The organism is Flagellimonas baculiformis (genome assembly GCF_033441575.1).
Taxonomy (GTDB): Bacteria; Bacteroidota; Bacteroidia; order Flavobacteriales; family Flavobacteriaceae; genus Flagellimonas; species Flagellimonas baculiformis.
This window is the reverse complement of record NZ_JAUZVW010000017.1, coordinates 1-18,323: the sequence shown is the minus strand read 5'-3', so window position 1 is coordinate 18,323 and position 18,323 is coordinate 1. Positions and strand designations below refer to the sequence as shown.

The window sequence follows — 18,323 nt, the reverse complement described above, 5'->3', positions numbered from 1 at the left end:
GAGGGGAGGAGCAGTAATGGTTTGTATTTGGTTATTTCGACCAACACGTGTTTAAAAGGAATGGTTTATGTGTTCCTTAAGATAATTTTTTTACCGAGAAACTCTATTAACAAAAACTTAATTGTTTCAAAAACAAGTGGTTTTGTGGCATTACGAGTGGTTTCTTATGTAAAAACCAGATAAGCCTCTTTTTCAAAAAGCAATCCTATAGTCGTATGGCATCGATAAGAAAGTGGATGTTTTCGACATGTTGGATGGTGGAGAAACTGGGAATTGTCCTGAACACGAAATCACCGGAAATTGCCTAAAAAGAAAAAACCTTGATCAATCTGCGATTGTCAAGGTTTTTTGTTGTTTTCGTGACCTGGCCGGGGCTCGAACCCGGGACCCTTTCATTAAAAGTGAAATGCTCTACCAACTGAGCTACCAGGTCATTTTAAAAACGCCTAGCTGTTTCGCTAAGCGGGTGCAAATATAACATCAATAATCTATTTTACAAAGGTGAATTAATGATAAATTTGTGTTTTTTTGAAACCACAAAGGATTACGACAAATGAAAATAGTTTTGATGGGATATATGGCAAGTGGAAAGTCAACCGTTGGGAAGTTGTTGGCCAGACAATTAGGGGCCGACTTCATCGACCTTGATCAGTATATCGAGGCACAGGAAAAAAAATCCATCAGCACCATTTTTTTAGAGAGGGGAGAGATCTATTTCAGAAAGTTGGAACACCAAATGCTGTCCAAGGTCTTGGATGAAAATACATCCATCGTACTTTCAACGGGAGGTGGAACTCCTTGCTACGGGAACAACATGCAGACCATTTTAGAACACGCCGATTATTCCATTTACCTCCAATTGCCCATTCCCGAGTTGGTGGACAGGATTTCCAAGGAAAAAGAACAAAGACCGTTGGTGAGGAACATCGCCGATGCCGATCTGCCCGAATTCATAGGAAAACATCTTTTTGAACGCATACCTTACTATTCCCTTGCAACCCATGTGGTGGATTGTGGCGGCAAGGATGTGGAGACCGTGGTGAAGGAAATAGGGGAGCGGCTACTCTAGGTACACCGCATCGTTTTTGGACTCGAATACCACTTTGATATGTTCATTGAGCGACGTGGAGAGGGATATGCCCTTAAAATCGGCCTTGATGGGGTATTTTTTATGGTTCCTATTTACCAGTACGGCCGTTTTCAATTGTTTTATCGGAGTTTTCAGGAAATGATGGGTGCCATAGATCAAGGTGGTCCCTGAGTTCAGCACATCGTCCACCAAAACAATCGACCTATCTGTATATTCTTTTTCTGGGATGGAGGTGGAAACCCCACTTTGTAGGGGATTTTTCTTGTCCATGTCCATTTTGCACAGCACAATCTCCGCTTCGGTGATTTTTTTCAGCATGGCCACGATTTTCTTGGCAAAATTGACCCCGCCACCATTGATGCCGGCCACCACGATCACTTTTTCGTCCACATTGGTCTCATAGATTTGATAGGCAATGCGCTTAACGATGTGTTGGATCTGTTCGTGGGTAAGAATGCGGTTCTTCATGGCATGGATTATTGTACCAAAGATATGAAACAGATCATTCAGATTCGTCCAAATAATCGTCCATGTCCCTTCTGTCCTTTTTGGTGGGGCGGCCCAGCCCCTTTTTCCTATAATGGGTTTTGGCAAACTGAAGCAGTTCGTTGTGCTCAAAAGCCTCTTTTGGGGTCGTGTCCTTGCGGTAGATGTCCACCAGTTTGGCCCCTACGCGGCTCTCGGGAATGTCCAGTACGGTGAGTTGATGGTCAATTTGGTCCTTTCTCAAAACAATTTGGTCCATGGGATACACCTCTCGGGAAGGCTTCACCACGGTACCGTTTACCTTGATCTGTCCCTTTTTTACGGCAGTGGAGGCAAGGTTCCGGGTTTTGTAGTATCTGGTGCACCAAAGGTACTTGTCTATGCGCATGGTCTTTGCAAATGTTTGTTAATGGACGGAACAAAAATAATTGAAAATTGTATCTTGCGCAGCTAAATGACAAACTTGATGAGGTACGGGATTTTTGTTTCTTTGGCTTTGGCCTTTACTTTTTTTTCATGTAAAAATGATGATGATTCGGGAGTTGTGGAAGTGCCGCCCAGTCTATTGAGCGAGGTATCCCCAGAGGATGATGCGAAGATCAAGGAATTTTTGAATACCCATTTTTATAATTATGAGGATTTTGAAACCCAACCCGAAGGGTTCGATCAAAAGATCATAATAGATACCATTGCAGGGGAAAATGCGGACAAGACTCCCATGAGGGCGTATGCGGATTCGCTCACAATAAATGTTTCGTCCAGTTTTCTTGGTTTGAGCGCTGGGGAAGAGAATGTGCCCCATAAATTGTATTATATTACGGTGCGACAAGGGGGGGGAGAAAGCCCAACCTTCGCCGATTCAACATTGGTAAGGTACCAAGGTTCTTTATTGGATGGGACAACCTTTGATGAAAACCAGGACTTTACTTGGTTCGAAATTTCGCGTATAGGTGCTCGTGGGTTTGCGGATGGTATCGCCCAATTGAATGCAGGCACAACTGATCAAATCATAGAAAATGGAGATGGCACCTATGACATTGCAAATAGTGGAATGGGTATAATTATCATGCCATCTGGTCTGGGATATTTTCATGCCCCACCGTCTTCAATCCCTAGATATGCCCCATTAATCTTTAAAATCGATCTTGGATTGTTTGTGGAAGATACCGATTTAGATAATGACGGAGTTCCTTCAATTGATGAAGACTTGAACGGGAACGGCTTTTTGTATGATGATAACACGGATGGAGACACTTCTGCCAATTTCAGGGACATTGACGACGATGGCGATGGAATTCCCACAAGGAATGAAATCACTGACGATAACGGGGTCATCATACTTCCCTATCCTGATGCCGACAATGATGGGGTCCCGGATTATTTAGATCCAGATACCAGATAAGGAAATAAAAAAATCCCGCTCAGCTGAGCGGGATTTTTTAGTTATGGTTTGAAGAACAAAAGTCTTACAGTTTCAGTGACAATGCAAAGATGACCTGCGAAGGTCTGGAATCGACCCTGCCATCTGGAATATCGATGATCTCGGCCTCGTTTTCAGAGAATCCTCGCTCGTAACGGACATCCAGTCCTACATTGCCTAAATTCACCCCCACACCAGCATTCAGGCCAACGGTGAATTCGTTTTCCACATCCTCTACCTCCAGGCCTTCAAGGTCGTTTTTCAAGGTATATTGGAAAGCAGGACCTGCAAAGACATGCAAAGGGCCTATCAATTTGTAGCCCAATAGCACCGGCAAATCCAATTTGGAGATGTCATAATCCTGTGAACTGCCCTCCACATCATAGGAACTCTTGGTCTTGGAATACACCAATTCAGGTCTCAGGTAGATTTTAGGAAAGTCCAGCTTTCCCCAAACACCAACATGGTAACCTGCCTTTCCCTTGGCACCTTCCACGATGTCCTGTCCACCTTCACCTACGGAGCTGATGAGATCCCCGTTCTTGTTGTACGATAATCCGGCCTTGATACCGAATCCCGAGCCGCTCTGGGCCATTGCAGCCGTCCCAAAAAGGGCGAACGCAGCAATCAAAAGTGTTTTTTTCATAAGTGTCATTTTAAAAGATTGAAGCACCTCCCAAAGGAGGCATTTGAAACTATATACGTTTCAACACCTTTAAAACGGCTTTTTCGATGGCTTTATTGTTGAGTCCGTACTTCTCCATGAGTTGTTCCGGTGTCCCACTTTCGCCGAAAGTATCTTGGGTGGCCACAAATTCCTGTGGCACTGGATGGTGCATGGTCAATGTACGTGCCACGCTTTCCCCGAGTCCTCCAAGATAGTTGTGTTCCTCGGCGGTCACGACGCATCCGGTCTTCTTTACAGAGTCCAAAATGGCCTTTTCGTCCAATGGTTTGATGGTGTGAATGTTAATCACTTCAGCAGAAATGCCTTGGTTTTCTAGACTCTCGGCAGCCAATAGGGCCTCCCATACCAAATGTCCGGTGGCAATGATGGTCACATCGGTCCCCTCGTTCAGCATTACGGCCTTCCCGATCTCGAACTTTTGGTCCACTGGGGTGAAGTTGGCCACTTTTGGCCTTCCAAATCGAAGATAGACCGGACCGTGGTGCTCGGCAATGGCTATGGTGGCAGCTTTGGTCTGGTTGAAGTCGCATGGGTTGATGACGGTCATGCCCGGCAACATTTTCATAAGGCCGATATCTTCCAGAATCTGGTGCGTGGCCCCATCCTCACCCAAAGTGAGTCCGGCATGCGAAGCGCATATTTTCACATTCTTGTCCGAATAGGCGATGGACTGGCGGATCTGGTCATAGACCCTCCCCGTGGCAAAATTGGCAAAGGAAGAGGCAAATGGAATCTTTCCGCCTATGGTAAGGCCGGCCGCAATGCCCATCATGTTGGCTTCGGCAATCCCTACTTGGAAGAAACGTTCGGGGTTTTCCTCAATAAAGGTCTCGATCTTCAATGAGCCCACTAAATCGGCACAAAGGGCCACCACGTTGGGGTTGGTCCTGCCCAGTTCTGTCATTCCCGCACCATATCCGCTACGGGTATCCTGTTTTCCTTGATCTGTATATTTGGTCATCGTATCTTTTTCTGAATTAATAATCGCCTAAGGTTTCGGGGTTCTGTGCCAATGCGTTGGCTAATTGCTCATCATTTGGAGCTTTGCCGTGCCAAGCATGGGTGTGCATCATAAAGTCCACCCCGTTGCCCATTTCCGTGGTCATCACGATACAAACGGGTTTTCCTTTTCCGGTCCTGCTTTTGGCCTCTTTCAGCCCGGCTATGACCTGGTCGAGGTCGTTGCCATTTTCGATATGCATGACATCCCATCCAAATGCCCTGAACTTTTCACCGACATCGCCCAACGGAAGCACATTTTCCGTGGCACCATCAATTTGCTGTCCGTTTCTATCCACAGTGGCAATGAGGTTGTCCACCTTGTTCCCGGCGGCATACATGATGGCTTCCCAATTTTGTCCTTCCTGTAGCTCCCCATCCCCGTGGAGACTGAAGACCAAATGGTCGTCGCCGTTCAACTTTTTGGCCAATGCCGCACCGATGGCAACGGACATGCCCTGCCCCAAAGACCCGGAGGCAACACGTACCCCAGGCAATCCCTCGTGTGTGGTGGGGTGTCCCTGCAATCTGGAATTGATCAACCTGAAGGTGTCCAGTTCCTCAATGGGAAAATAACCCCTTCGGGCCAGAACGCTGTAAAATACAGGCGAGATGTGTCCATTGGACAGGAAGAAGAGGTCTTCTCCTTTGCCATCCATATCAAATCCTTCCTTTAGATCCATGATCTCGTTATACAGGGCCACAAAAAATTCGGTACAGCCCAAAGATCCTCCGGGATGCCCGGAATTTACCTTGTGGACCATTCGCAAAATGTCCCTTCTGACCTGGACCACCAGGTCTTGCAATTCTTGAGTGTTCGGCATTGTGTTTGTTTTAGGATACCAAAAATAACCGCATTCGTTCGGCTAAACAAGTGTAAAAGAATTATTTCACAAAAAGTGCAGCCCTGCAAACTTTATTTTTTTGTTAAGGGATTGCGGAAAGGAGTTGGCTATATTTGCGGTCTTAAAAGATTACCGTTTGAAGTTTACCTTACTACAGAAGGATAATAAGAGCAAGGCAAGGGCAGGAGAGATCACCACTGACCACGGAACCATACAGACCCCAATCTTTATGCCGGTGGGTACGGTGGCCTCGGTAAAGGGGGTACACCAGCGGGAACTGCGTGACGATATTGACCCGGATATCATTTTAGGAAATACCTATCATCTTTATCTGCGACCAGGTACCGGAATTTTGGAAGAGGCCGGAGGTCTGCACAAATTCATGGGGTGGGACAGAAATATTCTGACCGACAGTGGTGGCTACCAAGTATATTCCCTTTCGGGCAACAGGAAGATCAAGGAGGAAGGGGTGAAGTTCAAATCCCATATCGATGGTTCCAACCACTTTTTTACCCCAGAAAATGTCATGGAGATCCAGCGCACCATAGGTGCGGACATCATCATGGCCTTTGACGAATGCACACCCTATCCCTGTGACTACCAATATGCCAAGCGATCTATGCACCTTACCCATAGATGGCTGGACCGTTGTATATCGCATCTGGAAAAGTTGCCGTTCAAATACGGGTATTCCCAAAGTTTTTTCCCCATAGTACAGGGGTCCACCTATAAAGATTTACGAAAACAATCCGCAGAATATATCGCTTCGGTGGGTGCAGAGGGCAATGCAATTGGAGGACTGTCTGTGGGGGAACCAGCGGAGGAAATGTATGAAATGGCAGAATTGGTATGCGATATTTTACCAGAAGATAAACCAAGATACCTTATGGGGGTGGGAACGCCCATCAATATATTGGAAAACATAGCTTTGGGAGTGGATATGTTCGATTGTGTGATGCCCACCCGCAACGCAAGGAACGGGATGTTGTTCACGGCGCACGGTACCATCAACATCAAGAACAAAAAGTGGGAAAACGATTTTTCGCCCTTGGATGAAATGGGGATTACCTATGTGGATACCGAATATTCGAAGGCTTATCTGAGACACTTGTTTGCTGCCAATGAGTATTTGGGCAAACAGATTGCGACCATTCACAACCTTGGGTTTTATCTGTGGTTGGTGCGTACGGCAAGAGAACGTATTTTAGCAGGGGATTTCCAAGAGTGGAAAACCAAGATGGTACAACAAATGGACAAGAGACTGTAATGCTTACCATACTCGATAGGTACATATTAAAGCGCTATTTGATCACCTTTATGGGCATGCTCATGCTTTTTGTGCCCATTGGGATCATGGCGAACTTGGCGGAGAAGATCGGCAAGATCATAGACAACGAGGCCCCTTTGTCCGAGGTCATTGTTTTTTACGGCAACTTTACCTTGGTGATTGGAAACCTGTTGCTCCCCATTTTTCTTTTTTTATCGATTATTTTCTTTACCTCAAAATTGGCCAGCAATACGGAGATTGTGGCCATTTTGAGTTCGGGGGTATCTTATTGGCGTTTTTTGAGACCTTATTTTATAGGTGCCACACTGGTGGCCATCCTGATCTTTATGATGGGGATGTTCATTGTGCCCCATGCCAGTATCGGTTTCAATGAATTTGAATACAAATATTTCAAGAAGGGACGGAACGATCGGGTCACGGAAAACATTTTTAACCAGTTGAACGAGAGCGATTATATCTATGTCAGCAGTTTTGACCCCAACCGTAAAATAGGGTACAACTTTACCTACGAGCACTTTGATTCCATTCAACAGTTGGACTATAAGATTTCCGCCAGCAACATCCGCTGGGTGGACACCGACAGCGTCTATAGACTTACCAATTATGTGAACCGAAAAGTGAGGAACGGGGTAGAACTCATCCAGACCAAGAGCAGATTGGATACCATTTTTGCATTTGAGATAGACGACCTCACGCCGGTTTCCTATGTGGCCGAGACCAAAAACCTTTTTGAACTCAACGACTTTATCGATGACCAACGAAGAAAAGGGGCATCCAACATCAATGCCTATGTGCTGGTGAAATACAAACGTTGGGCCCTGCCCATTGCGGCCTTCATCCTCACGGTGATCGCCGTTGCCGTTTCCTCTGTGAAACGAAGGGGGGGCATGGGTCTCAACCTGGCCTTTGGGATAGGAGTCGCCTTTGTCTATATTTTCTTTGACAAAGTATTCGGGACACTGGCCGAGCAGTCCGGCTTTTCACCACTTTTGGCGGTGCTCATCCCCAACCTTATTTTTGGGGCCTTTGCCGTTTACATGCTGATGAAGGCCAAGCGATGATGGTAAAAAATGGTCGCTTGCATGGCATTAAAAGCGTGCGACAATTGGTATGGGTAACCTATAAAGTTTTATATTTGTCCCCATTATTTTTATTGAAAACAGCAACTTTCCATGGAATATCTAGAATTTGAACTTCCCATAAAGGAACTTGAAGACCAACTTCAAAAATGTATGGTAATAGGGGAAGAGAGTGAAGTAGATGTCACAGAGACCTGTTCGCAGATCGAGAAAAAACTGGAAGAGACCCGAAAGGAAATATACAAGAACCTGACCGCGTGGCAACGCGTCCAGCTTTCAAGACACCCCAATAGGCCATATACCATGGATTACATCCGCGCCATTTGTGGGGATACCTTTCTGGAGCTGCATGGCGATAGGAACGTGAAGGACGACAAGGCCATGATAGGCGGCCTCGGCAAGATCGGGGACCAAAGCTATATGTTCATTGGCCAGCAAAAAGGATACAATACTAAGACAAGGCAATACCGAAACTTTGGTATGGCCAACCCCGAAGGTTACCGAAAGGCCCTTCGGTTGATGAAATCCGCAGAGAAGTTTGGCATTCCCGTAGTATGTTTTATCGATACCCCTGGGGCATATCCCGGCATCGAGGCCGAAGAGCGGGGACAGGGAGAGGCCATCGCACGGAATATTTTGGAAATGACCCGCCTGAAAGTGCCGATCATCGTCATCATCATTGGTGAAGGAGCGTCCGGAGGTGCATTGGGCATTGGTGTGGGCGACAAGGTACTCATGTTGGAGAACACATGGTACTCTGTGATCTCCCCAGAATCCTGCTCTTCCATTCTTTGGAGAAGCTGGGAGTACAAGGAACAGGCTGCCGAAGCACTGAAATTGACCGCAGCCGACATGAAAAAACAGAAATTGGTGGATGAGATCGTGAAGGAACCCCTTGGAGGTGCACATGCCAATAGGGAAAAAACCTTCGAGATGGTCAAGAACAAAATTGCTTCCCACTACGAAGAACTCAAAAAGTTATCACCAAAAGATCTGGTTAAGACCCGCATGGAAAAATATGCATCCATGGGCGTGTTCAGCGAATAATTCTTGTTTTTCAGAGGCTAACTTTTTTTATTAGGTTTTATCCTCGTTTTTTTTTATGTTATCAACAGGGATTCAAAGTTATCAACAAGTGTATTGTTGAACACCTGTGAAAATCGGACGCATCCGAATTAAAGTTAACTAAAGGTTAATTACCTACTTTCGCATTTATGGAAAAACCTAGCCCCATCATAGCACATCGAGTGGATAAATCGACCCTTATCAGTTTGGAGAAAGGTAAAATACCTCCACAATCAGTTGATTTAGAAGAGGTTGTGCTGGGAGCTATGATGATCGACAAGAAAGGGGTGGATGAGGTCATAGACATTCTACATCCTGATGTCTTCTATAAGGATGCCCATAAATACATCTACGAGGCCATCTTCAAATTATTCGAATCCTCGGAGCCAGTGGATTTATTAACCGTTTCGGCCCAATTAAAGAAAGATGGCCGATTGGAAGCTGTGGGAGGCGATTTTTATTTGATCAAACTTACCCAAAAAGTAGCTTCTTCGGCGCATATCGAGTTCCACGCCAGGATCATCCTTCAAAAGTATATACAAAGAAGCCTTATCAAGATTTCCAGTGAAATCATTGAAGAGGCGTATAGTGACTCCACCGACGTGTTCGACCTTCTGGACAATGCGGAGGCCAAATTGTACGAAGTCACCCAAGGTAACTTGAAACGCTCTGCCGAAACGGCCCAGAATCTAGTGATCCAGGCCAAAAAGAAAATCGAGGAAATCTCCAACAAGGAAGGATTGAGTGGAATCCCTTCGGGGTTTGACAAATTGGACAAACTGACTTCTGGTTGGCAGCCCAGTGATTTGATCATTGTGGCGGCAAGGCCAGGTATGGGTAAAACGGCCCTGACCTTGTCCATGGCAAGGAACATTGCCGTGAATTCAGGTAACGCGGTCGCTTTTTTCTCCTTGGAAATGTCTTCGGTACAGTTGATTACCCGTTTGATTTCTTCGGAAACCGGACTTTCTTCAGAAAAATTGAGGACCGGAAAGTTGGAAAAGCACGAGTGGGAACAATTGAACGTCAAGGTAAAGGCTTTGGAAAAAGCACCTTTGTTCATTGATGATACCCCATCGCTTTCTATTTTTGATCTTCGTGCCAAGGCACGCCGATTGGCATCCCAGCATAAGATCAAGCTCATTATCATCGACTACTTGCAGTTGATGACGGCCGGGGGCAGCCAAAAAGGGGGGAACCGTGAGCAGGAGATTTCCACCATTTCCCGAAACTTGAAGGCACTGGCCAAGGAATTGGATGTTCCGGTCATTGCACTGTCCCAGCTTTCCAGGGCGGTGGAGACCCGTGGAGGCAGCAAGAGGCCCATTCTTTCGGATCTGAGGGAATCCGGGGCCATTGAGCAGGATGCCGATATCGTATCGTTCATCTACAGGCCCGAATACTATAAAATTGACGAATGGGACGATGAGGAGCGCACCCCGACCCAAGGTCAGGCCGAGTTCATTGTGGCCAAGCACCGTAATGGTGGTCTGGATAATATTAGGTTAAAATTTGTGGGTGCTCTGGGTAAATTTGATAACTTGGATGACTTTGATTCCCCGTTCGAATTCCAATCGAAGATGAACGCGGATGAGGAAAATCCCTTTGCAACGCCAAAATTCCCAAGTGCGGACGAAGCTTTTGGCAGCGCAATGAACAGTGACGATGACCCAGATGACAATGACGTGCCATTTTAAAAAAACTACTTTTATGTCACCTCGAGCGCAGTCGAGAGGTCTTCTTTTTCTTATTCTTTTATTTTCAGTACAGTCTTTCGCTTCAGTCATCCTTATTCCTATGGATGCCGAAGGCCAAGAAAACCATTTGAAGGCCTATGGGATTACCTATTGGGTACTTTCCAAACAGCAAAAGGTACAATGGTTGCTCAACTATCGGGGCGGCTCTTTTTTATTGCCCGATGGGGATGCCATTCGAAAGGAATGCCAGATTCGAGGGGTTTCTTTTGAAGTACTTACCGATGGACAGGCCGAACAGATTTTGGACGAGATCAGCAGTCCCTCCCAGAACCAAGATGCGGTCGTTTTGGAAAAGGCGCCCAAAATTGCGGTGTATTCCCCCAAGGAGAACCAGCCGTGGGACGACGCGGTGACCATGGTACTCACCTATGCCGAAATTCCCTATGTGACCATCTACGACGAAGAGGTGCTGGGCGATAAATTGGCCCTGTATGATTGGTTGCATTTGCACCATGAGGATTTTACGGGGCAATACGGTAGGTTTTATGGGGCTTACCGGGCGGTTCCCTGGTATATTGAGGCCAAGGAACAGGCAGAGGAATTGGCGAGGGAATTGGGTTATGACAAAGTATCCGAAGAAAAATTGGCCGTGGCCCTCAAAATACGGAACTACGTGATCGGTGGTGGGTTCATGTTCGCCATGTGTTCCGCCACGGATAGTTTTGATATTGCCTTGGCGGCGGAAAATGTGGATATCTGCGAGCCCATGTTCGATGGTGATCCTTCGGACGCCAACTATCAGGCGAAGTTGGATTATGGGAACACCTTTGCCTTTACCAATTTCATTTTGGAGCGGAACCCGTTGAGATATGAGTTTTCATCCATCGATATGACCAACAAACGTGGAAATGTGCCCAAGGAATCCGACTATTTTTCGTTGATGGAGTTTTCGGCCAAATGGGATCCCGTGCCCACCATGCTGACACAGAACCATACCAGCTTGGTGAAAGGCTTCATGGGACAGACCACGGCTTTCACGAGGAATGAGATTAAACCCACCGTGATGGTCCTCGGCGAGAACAAGATAAATGGGGAGGCCCGGTACATCCATGGCATCAAGGGCAAAGGTTTCTTTACTTTTTATGGGGGCCATGACCCTGAAGATTACCAACACAGGGTAGGGGACCCGAAAACGGAGCTGGAACTGCACCCTACTTCACCGGGGTACCGTTTGATCTTGAACAATGTGCTTTTTCCAGCTGCTCGAAAGAAAAAGCAGAAGACTTAGGCCAACTTTTCTTTGAAAAAGGCAATGGTGCGCTCCCAGGCCAGATCTGCGGCAGCTTGGTCAAATCGTGGCGTCGTATTGTTGTGGAAGCCATGGTTTACCTCCGGATAAAAATGGGCCTCATATTCTTTGTCCAATTCTTTGAGCTTGGCTTCATAACTCGGCCATCCAGCATTCACCCGTTCATCCAATCCTGCATAATGGATCAATAAAGGGGCATTGATCTGGGACACTTCATCATCGGCAGGTTGACCCCCATAAAATGGAACGGCAGCCGCCAAATCTGGAACCTTTACGGCCATCATATTGGAAATCCATCCCCCAAAACAGAAACCGACCACGCCCACTTTTCCATTGCAATCCTTGTGGTTTTTGAGGTAATCGAAGGCGGCAATGAAGTCTTCCAACATTTCATCGCGGTCCCGTTGACGTTGCAGCGCCCTTCCATCATCATCATTTCCCGGATATCCGCCAAGGGGTGTCAGGGCATCCGGGGCCAAGGAAATGAACCCGGCCAGTGCTGCCCTTCGTCCCACATCCTCTATGTAAGGGTTGAGGCCCCGGTTTTCGTGCACCACCACAATACCGCCCAGTTTGCCGGTGGCATCTTTGGGTTTGGAAAGCAGCCCACGGATCTCGCCGCCACCCTTAGGTGAATTGTAGGTGATAAATTCGGAATCAAGTCTTGGGTCGTTGGGCGGGACCAATAGGGTATCCACATAGTTGGGCATCATAAAGCTCAAGAGTGAGGCCATGGTGACGCCTCCCACGGCATACACGGAGAGCTTTTCCATAAACTCCCTCCGGTCCAACTTGTTATGGGCATAGTCATCATAAAGGTCAAAGACCTCTTGTTTGATATCTTCTTTTTTTAAGAGTGCCATGATGTGTCATTTAGGAGATTGACCCTCAAGGTACAAATTTTCAAAAAGCAACCCTCTAAAGAATTGAAATAGGGAGGGTGCTACAACAATTTTTCCAATACCTGCTCCACCCCGAACTCATTGTTGCTCAAAGTGGTGTATTTGGCGTTTTTCAACACATTGGGATGGGCATTTGCCATGGCAAAGCTAAAGTTGGAGAGTTGCATCATTTCGAGGTCGTTGTTGTAGTCCCCGAACACCATCACTTGATGGGCAGCGATCTGGTACTGGTCCATGACCTTTTGGAGTGCATACCCTTTATGGGCATTTTGATGGGAAATATCCACCCAATTGGCACCGGACACTTTGACCTTCAACGAGTCTTCCAAGTGCTGGACAAATGGGTAAATATACTTTTCGGAATCTTCAAAATGATAAATGGCTATTTTGAGGACTTCGGTGTCCACGGCAGTCTGGTCCTTAACAATGTCAAACTCGGAATAATATTCCCGGAGCATGGTCAAAAACGCATCGGAGGCATCATTGGCATAGGCATTGTATTGCGCGCAGATTACCGGATGCACATTTTTGAGTGGCTTCACAATATCCAGAATGCGGTCAACCTCTTCTTTATCGATGGGGGTGGTCAGTAGGACTTCGTCCTGGTGTTTGATCAGGGCGCCATTTTCGGCAATCACAACGATATCGTCCTTGATGGGCGCCAGCTTGTCCACCATGCTGTTGTACTGTCTGCCACTGGCAGCTACAAAAATGATGTCCTTTTTCTTGAGTTCTTCAAAAATTTCAAAAAATCTGGGGCTCACCTCATGTTTGGAGTTCAACAAAGTACCATCCATATCAGTCACCACCATTTTGATCTGCGATAAATCCATTTTCAAGAAATTAAGCTGCAAAGGTATTTTTTATTCGGGGAACGGCAGGGCCACTTTTGGTAAACTTTATATTAATTTCGTTGGGAAAGAATCGTTTGCCATGAACTTTTACCAGAAAGAGATACAATTGCGTGCGTTTTCCCGTGGATTTCATTTGATCACGGATGCCGTTTTGGATGCCCTTCCTGAAATCAGCAGGTTGGATAGGGGAATGTTACAGGTCTTCATCAAGCACACTTCGGCCAGTTTGACCATCAATGAGAATGCCGACCCCACGGTCCGGACCGATTTTGAAAGCCATATCAACAAGATGGTACCCGAGAATGCTCCATATTATGTGCACAATTATGAGGGACCGGACGATATGCCCGCGCACATCAAAGCCTCACTGATGGGTGCTTCGGTGCAGATACCCATTACGCAGGGCAGATTGAATTTGGGCATTTGGCAGGGGATTTATCTCTGTGAACACCGAAACCACGCCTCGGGGAGAAAGTTGGTGATCACTGCGTTTGGACAATGACCATTGAACATTCGTAATGGACAATGAGGTTGTCAGTTCGAGCGACCGCCTGCCGGACGGCCAGGTAGTCCGGAACGATTTTCTGGTTGAAATTAATTTATCCAGTTTCTTTGCAAAATAAGAGATGTAAAAAAGAAGATCCCGCACAAGGCGGGATCTCAATAAGCGGGGTAAGTTTATATTTAACCTTTACTTTACTCTTTCAACGATGGCCTTGAAGGCATCTGGATGGTTCATGGCCAAATCCGCAAGAACTTTCCTGTTCAGTTCTATTCCGCTGGATTTTACTTTCCCCATGAATTGAGAGTAAGACATTCCGTGCATTCTGGTACCTGCATTGATACGGGTGATCCATAGGGAACGGAAATTGCGTTTTTTGGTCTTTCTGTCGCGGTAAGCATAAAGCATTGCTTTTTCTACCGCATTTTTGGCTACTGTCCAAACGTTTTTACGTCTTCCGAAGTAACCTTTGGCTTGCTTCATCACTTTTTTTCTTCTAGCGCGTGAAGCAACTGAATTTACTGATCTTGGCATAATGTTTCATTTTTTTGTAGCAGGCGTCCCGATTACGGGAACTTGATTGGCCCAACTCCAGGGTTAATAAATAAATGTACCGATTGAACAATTATTTTAAACGCAATTGTTCCAATACGCTGTTCTCATCCGCTGGGTGAACCAACGTGGAATGGGTCAGCTTTAGCTTACGCTTCTTCGATTTTTTTGTCAGGATGTGACTCTTGAAAGCGTGCTTTCTCTTGATTTTACCAGAACCTGTCAGCTTGAAACGCTTCTTGGCACTGGATTTTGTTTTCATCTTAGGCATTTTCCTAGTTTTTAACTCCGCTTATTGTTGCTGAACAAAGTTCAGTTTTCTTTATTTTTTCGATGTTTTCGGGGCGAGGAACATGGTCATTCGCTTACCCTCCAACTTTGGCATCTGTTCCACTTTTCCAAACTCCTCCAGCTCTTGTGCCAATTTTAAAAGTAATATTTCACCTTGGTCCTTGTACACAATGGAACGTCCTTTAAAAAAGACGTAGGCTTTCAGTTTGGCGCCATCCTTTAGGAATTTTTCGGCATGTCGCTTCTTGAACTCATAATCATGGTCGTCTGTTTGCGGTCCAAACCGTATTTCCTTGATGACAACCTTGGTTGCCTTTGCCTTCAATACCTTGTCCCGTTTCTTTTGTTCATAGAGAAACTTTTTGTAGTCTATGATTTTGCACACGGGCGGATTGGCATTTGGTGAAATCTCCACCAAATCTAGTTCTAGTTCACTGGCCTTTTCCCTTGCTTTGGAAATTGGATATACTCCAATTTCCACATTGTCTCCAACAAGCCTCACTTCTGGAGCGGTAATCTTTTCATTGATATTGTGAGGGTTCTTGTTTTCCCTCCTGGGTTGGGGCTTAAATCTTCTTCGTATTGCTATGACGTATATTTTTTAGTTAAACTTAATTTTTTAGAACGACTTTAAGGTACTATTTATTTCAGTAGTTACCAAGTCGGAAAATGCATCTATGCTCAAACTGCCCAAATCCTCGCCGCCGTGCCTTCTAACGGAAAGCGTTCCGGATGCTTCTTCCTGTTCACCAACGATGAGCATGAAGGGGATTTTCTTGAGTTCGGTCTCACGGATTTTTTTCCCTACGGTCTCGTTCCTCTTATCAATGAGCGCGCGAATTTCGTGATTTTCCAATGAATTCAAAACTTTTTCGGCATATTTTTCGTGTTTCTCACTGACGGGCAGTATAATAGCCTGTATCGGAATCAGCCATAACGGGAAGTTCCCTCCGGTGTGTTCCAGCAATAGGGCCACGAAACGTTCCATGCTTCCAAAAGGTGCCCTGTGGATCATCACGGGACGGTGGAGTTCATTGTCGCTACCTTTATAGGTAAGATCAAATCGCTTGGGCAGATTGTAGTCCACCTGGATGGTGCCCAACTGCCAGTTCCTGCCAAGGGCATCCTTTACCATAAAATCCAACTTCGGACCATAAAAAGCGGCCTCGCCACTTTCCACCACATAGTTCAGTCCTTTTTCCTCAGCAGCATTGATGATGGCCTGTTCCGCTTTTTCCCAATCGTCCGTATTACCTATATATTTCTCTGGATTGTCCAGGTCGCGTACGGATACTTGGGCCGTAAAATTATTGAAGCCCAAGGAGTTCAATACATATAAGGTAAGGTCGATCACATTTTTGAACTCATCGTTCAGCTGTTCCGTAGTACAGAAGATGTGGGCATCATCTTGGGTGAAACCCCTAACACGGGTAAGCCCATGAAGCTCCCCACTCTGTTCGTACCTATATACTGTGCCAAATTCCGCATAGCGCTTGGGCAGGTCCTTATAACTAAAAGGTGTACTGTTGTATATCTCGCAGTGGTGCGGACAGTTCATTGGTTTCAGTAAGAACTCTTCGTCCTCTTTGGGAGTACGGATGGGCTGGAAGCTGTCCTCGCCATACTTGGCATAATGCCCGGAAGTCACATAAAGTTCCTTTTGGCCAATATGTGGGGTCACCACCATTTCGTAGCCTGCTTTCTTTTGGGCCTTCTTTAAAAACTGCTCCAAACGCTCCCTAAGGGCGGCGCCTTTGGGCAACCATAAAGGAAGTCCTTGTCCCACTTTTTGGGAAAAGGTGAACAGTTCCAGTTCCTTGCCCAATTTTCTGTGGTCCCTTTTCTTGGCCTCTTCCAAAAGTTCCAGGTATTCGGTAAGGTCCTTTTGTTTTGGGAAGGAAATTCCATAAACACGGGTCAACTGTTTGTTGTTTTCGCTCCCCCTCCAATAAGCACCAGCCACACTGAGGATCTTGATGGCCTTTATGATTCCCGTGTTGGGAATATGTCCTCCGCGACATAGGTCGGTAAAGGTGCTATGGTCGCAGAAGGTAATGGTGCCGTCCTCAAGGTTCTCGATGAGTTCTATCTTATACTCATTGCCTTGGTCTTTATAATATTGAAGGGCATCCGCTTTGGAAACACTTCGCATCATATAGTCGTGCTTGCCGCGGGCAATCTCAAGGGCCTTTTGTTCTATCTTTTGAAAATCCTTTTCCGATAGGGCATGCTCCCCAAAATCCACATCATAATAGAACCCATTTTCAATAGCAGGTCCAATGGTCAGTTTAATACCTGGGTACAATTCTTCCAAAGCCTGTGCCACGACGTGCGAAGTGGAGTGCCAGAAAGCTTTTTTTCCTTCATCATCATTCCATGTATACAAAGTAAGGGAGCCATTTTCCGTTAGCGGGGTTGTGGTCTCTACAGTCGTATCATTGAATTTGGCAGAAATAACGTTCCGGGCCAAGCCTTCACTAATACCTTTGGCAACGTCCATGGGCGTAGTTCCCTTTTCTACTTCTTTTACAGCACCATCTGGTAGTGTGATCTTTATCATGTGGTTTAAACTTCTAAGTTTTACTTTCGAGAGGACAAAGATAATATCTTGTATAGATGCCACAATACCTACATATTATATATACATGGATATTCCACATATGACAAAGTGGATTTAATTGGTTTTTTGGCCTGATGTAATAAGAAAGGTTTGGTTGTTTTGAAGTTTTAAAAAAAGTTGTATTTTTATAAGCTTTGTTTTCAGTGACTTGAATGTAAATATGCTGTAAAGGCAAAAAAAACTCTTGTATATTATCGAAAGGGTGTTACATTTGCAGCCCGAAAAACAACAAAGGGTTTGTTTTAGGATAGTTCAACAGCTCATTGACATACTGTTTTGATAAGTCGGAAAGGCTTGAAAAAAATATCAAAAAAAGCATTGTGTAATCAAAAAAAGCATTTTACATTTGCAGCCCGAAAAACACCGAGGTGTTCTAAGAATAAGTTCCTGTAAAATGATTGTTTTGAGGCCAAAAAAGTGCTTTGATATATTTTATCAAAAAAAGCTTGCCGATTAAAAAAACAGTTGTAGATTTGCAGCCGCTTAACCGATAAGGTTGTGCGCTCAAGGCTGAGTGAGGATTGATTTAATGAGATTGAAACTCGGTTTTAGAACAAAGAAGTTCATATACATATTGCAATAGACAGCGTAAGAAAAGAATAGAACCATTTTGATGTCAAGGACTGGGAATTGTTC

Annotated in this window: 19 protein-coding genes and 1 tRNA gene; 8 read left to right on the top strand and 12 right to left on the bottom strand. The window is 45.6% G+C overall.

Annotated features, from left to right (window positions below; translation table 11 throughout):
• Positions 1 to 360: 360 nt before the first annotated feature.
• A tRNA-Lys gene (locus SD450_RS18195) sits at positions 361 to 433 on the bottom strand.
• 120 nt (positions 434 to 553) lie between these two features.
• On the opposite strand from SD450_RS18195, the gene SD450_RS18190 reads away from it, so the two are divergent.
• Entirely contained in the window at positions 554 to 1,069 is a 516-nt protein-coding gene (locus tag SD450_RS18190; RefSeq protein ID WP_318345806.1) for a shikimate kinase, read from the top strand.
• Here SD450_RS18190 and SD450_RS18185 read toward each other — a convergent pair.
• Positions 1,061 to 1,558 (bottom strand): phosphoribosyltransferase family protein, encoded by a 498-nt coding sequence (locus SD450_RS18185; protein WP_318345805.1) that lies wholly within the window; start codon positions 1,556 to 1,558, stop codon positions 1,061 to 1,063. The two genes, SD450_RS18190 and SD450_RS18185, sit on opposite strands and share 9 nt — an antisense overlap.
• Positions 1,559 to 1,592: 34 nt before the next feature.
• Positions 1,593 to 1,964, bottom strand: coding sequence for an RNA-binding S4 domain-containing protein (locus SD450_RS18180; protein WP_072879893.1), 372 nt, complete (start codon positions 1,962 to 1,964; stop codon positions 1,593 to 1,595).
• 78 nt (positions 1,965 to 2,042) lie between these two features.
• Here SD450_RS18180 and SD450_RS18175 point away from each other — a divergent pair, with 78 nt between their 5' ends.
• The gene (locus SD450_RS18175; protein WP_318345804.1) at positions 2,043 to 2,978 is read left to right on the top strand and encodes a hypothetical protein; all 936 of its coding nucleotides are present in this window, start codon (positions 2,043 to 2,045) and stop codon (positions 2,976 to 2,978) included.
• A gap of 64 nt (positions 2,979 to 3,042) precedes the next feature.
• On the opposite strand, the gene SD450_RS18170 is transcribed toward SD450_RS18175, so the two are convergent.
• The 3 genes from SD450_RS18170 to SD450_RS18160 are packed head-to-tail and all read right to left on the bottom strand — an operon-like array spanning position 3,043 to position 5,507.
• The gene (locus SD450_RS18170) at positions 3,043 to 3,642 is read right to left on the bottom strand and encodes an outer membrane beta-barrel protein (RefSeq protein ID WP_318345803.1); all 600 of its coding nucleotides are present in this window, start codon (positions 3,640 to 3,642) and stop codon (positions 3,043 to 3,045) included.
• Positions 3,643 to 3,691: 49 nt separating this feature from the next.
• A complete protein-coding gene (locus SD450_RS18165; protein WP_318345802.1) occupies positions 3,692 to 4,645 on the bottom strand; it encodes a transketolase family protein in 954 nt (317 codons plus the stop codon).
• A gap of 16 nt (positions 4,646 to 4,661) precedes the next feature.
• Positions 4,662 to 5,507, bottom strand: coding sequence for a transketolase (locus SD450_RS18160; RefSeq protein ID WP_318345801.1), 846 nt, complete (start codon positions 5,505 to 5,507; stop codon positions 4,662 to 4,664).
• A gap of 157 nt (positions 5,508 to 5,664) precedes the next feature.
• On the opposite strand from SD450_RS18160, the gene tgt reads away from it, so the two are divergent.
• The 5 genes from tgt to SD450_RS18135 all read left to right on the top strand — a co-directional run bounded on the left by tgt (position 5,665) and on the right by SD450_RS18135 (position 11,945).
• Complete coding sequence (gene tgt, locus SD450_RS18155) at positions 5,665 to 6,795, top strand: tRNA guanosine(34) transglycosylase Tgt (RefSeq protein ID WP_318345800.1); 1,131 nt, start codon at positions 5,665 to 5,667, stop codon at positions 6,793 to 6,795.
• Positions 6,795 to 7,877 carry an LptF/LptG family permease gene (locus SD450_RS18150; protein WP_318345799.1) on the top strand — a complete coding sequence of 361 codons (1,083 nt, stop codon included), beginning with the start codon at positions 6,795 to 6,797 and terminating at the stop codon, positions 7,875 to 7,877. Before tgt ends, SD450_RS18150 begins: the two co-directional genes overlap by 1 nt.
• 111 nt (positions 7,878 to 7,988) lie before the next feature.
• Positions 7,989 to 8,942, top strand: coding sequence for an acetyl-CoA carboxylase carboxyltransferase subunit alpha (locus SD450_RS18145; protein WP_318345798.1), 954 nt, complete (start codon positions 7,989 to 7,991; stop codon positions 8,940 to 8,942).
• Between the two features lie 167 nt (positions 8,943 to 9,109).
• Positions 9,110 to 10,657 (top strand): replicative DNA helicase, encoded by a 1,548-nt coding sequence (gene dnaB, locus SD450_RS18140; protein ID WP_318345797.1) that lies wholly within the window; start codon positions 9,110 to 9,112, stop codon positions 10,655 to 10,657.
• Positions 10,658 to 10,670: 13 nt separating this feature from the next.
• A complete protein-coding gene (locus SD450_RS18135; protein WP_318345796.1) occupies positions 10,671 to 11,945 on the top strand; it encodes a Clp protease/crotonase-like domain-containing protein in 1,275 nt (424 codons plus the stop codon).
• On the opposite strand, the gene SD450_RS18130 is transcribed toward SD450_RS18135, so the two are convergent.
• Entirely contained in the window at positions 11,942 to 12,829 is an 888-nt protein-coding gene (locus SD450_RS18130) for a dienelactone hydrolase family protein (RefSeq protein WP_318345795.1), read from the bottom strand. The genes SD450_RS18135 and SD450_RS18130 overlap by 4 nt on opposite strands.
• Positions 12,830 to 12,909: 80 nt before the next feature.
• Positions 12,910 to 13,701: an HAD family hydrolase gene (locus SD450_RS18125; protein WP_318345794.1), complete on the bottom strand. Its 792-nt coding sequence runs from the start codon at positions 13,699 to 13,701 to the stop codon at positions 12,910 to 12,912.
• Positions 13,702 to 13,801: 100 nt separating this feature from the next.
• On the opposite strand from SD450_RS18125, the gene SD450_RS18120 reads away from it, so the two are divergent.
• A complete protein-coding gene (locus SD450_RS18120; RefSeq protein ID WP_318345793.1) occupies positions 13,802 to 14,224 on the top strand; it encodes a secondary thiamine-phosphate synthase enzyme YjbQ in 423 nt (140 codons plus the stop codon).
• 189 nt (positions 14,225 to 14,413) lie between these two features.
• Here the strand turns inward: SD450_RS18120 and rplT are convergent, their stop codons facing one another.
• From rplT to thrS, 4 genes are all read right to left on the bottom strand, one after another.
• Positions 14,414 to 14,758: a 50S ribosomal protein L20 gene (gene rplT / locus SD450_RS18115; protein WP_318345792.1), complete on the bottom strand. Its 345-nt coding sequence runs from the start codon at positions 14,756 to 14,758 to the stop codon at positions 14,414 to 14,416.
• A gap of 91 nt (positions 14,759 to 14,849) precedes the next feature.
• A complete protein-coding gene (gene rpmI, locus SD450_RS18110; RefSeq protein WP_151891469.1) occupies positions 14,850 to 15,047 on the bottom strand; it encodes a 50S ribosomal protein L35 in 198 nt (65 codons plus the stop codon).
• Between the two features lie 51 nt (positions 15,048 to 15,098).
• Positions 15,099 to 15,650, bottom strand: a complete 552-nt coding sequence (infC, locus tag SD450_RS18105) for a translation initiation factor IF-3 (RefSeq protein ID WP_072879914.1) — start codon at positions 15,648 to 15,650, stop codon at positions 15,099 to 15,101.
• Between the two features lie 36 nt (positions 15,651 to 15,686).
• Entirely contained in the window at positions 15,687 to 17,627 is a 1,941-nt protein-coding gene (gene thrS, locus SD450_RS18100; RefSeq protein WP_318345791.1) for a threonine--tRNA ligase, read from the bottom strand.
• Between the last annotated feature and the right edge of the window lie 696 nt (positions 17,628 to 18,323).

Coding starts and splice junctions, on each gene's coding strand:
- SD450_RS18190 (WP_318345806.1), top strand. CDS start 554: ATGAAAATAGTTTTGATGGGATATATGGCAAGTGGAAAGTCAACCGTT.
- SD450_RS18185 (WP_318345805.1), bottom strand. CDS start 1,558: ATGAAGAACCGCATTCTTACCCACGAACAGATCCAACACATCGTTAAG.
- SD450_RS18180 (WP_072879893.1), bottom strand. CDS start 1,964: ATGCGCATAGACAAGTACCTTTGGTGCACCAGATACTACAAAACCCGG.
- SD450_RS18175 (WP_318345804.1), top strand. CDS start 2,043: ATGAGGTACGGGATTTTTGTTTCTTTGGCTTTGGCCTTTACTTTTTTT.
- SD450_RS18170 (WP_318345803.1), bottom strand. CDS start 3,642: ATGAAAAAAACACTTTTGATTGCTGCGTTCGCCCTTTTTGGGACGGCT.
- SD450_RS18165 (WP_318345802.1), bottom strand. CDS start 4,645: ATGACCAAATATACAGATCAAGGAAAACAGGATACCCGTAGCGGATAT.
- SD450_RS18160 (WP_318345801.1), bottom strand. CDS start 5,507: ATGCCGAACACTCAAGAATTGCAAGACCTGGTGGTCCAGGTCAGAAGG.
- SD450_RS18150 (WP_318345799.1), top strand. CDS start 6,795: ATGCTTACCATACTCGATAGGTACATATTAAAGCGCTATTTGATCACC.
- SD450_RS18145 (WP_318345798.1), top strand. CDS start 7,989: ATGGAATATCTAGAATTTGAACTTCCCATAAAGGAACTTGAAGACCAA.
- dnaB (WP_318345797.1), top strand. CDS start 9,110: ATGGAAAAACCTAGCCCCATCATAGCACATCGAGTGGATAAATCGACC.
- SD450_RS18135 (WP_318345796.1), top strand. CDS start 10,671: ATGTCACCTCGAGCGCAGTCGAGAGGTCTTCTTTTTCTTATTCTTTTA.
- SD450_RS18130 (WP_318345795.1), bottom strand. CDS start 12,829: ATGGCACTCTTAAAAAAAGAAGATATCAAACAAGAGGTCTTTGACCTT.
- SD450_RS18125 (WP_318345794.1), bottom strand. CDS start 13,701: ATGGATTTATCGCAGATCAAAATGGTGGTGACTGATATGGATGGTACT.
- SD450_RS18120 (WP_318345793.1), top strand. CDS start 13,802: ATGAACTTTTACCAGAAAGAGATACAATTGCGTGCGTTTTCCCGTGGA.
- rplT (WP_318345792.1), bottom strand. CDS start 14,758: ATGCCAAGATCAGTAAATTCAGTTGCTTCACGCGCTAGAAGAAAAAAA.
- rpmI (WP_151891469.1), bottom strand. CDS start 15,047: ATGCCTAAGATGAAAACAAAATCCAGTGCCAAGAAGCGTTTCAAGCTG.
- thrS (WP_318345791.1), bottom strand. CDS start 17,627: ATGATAAAGATCACACTACCAGATGGTGCTGTAAAAGAAGTAGAAAAG.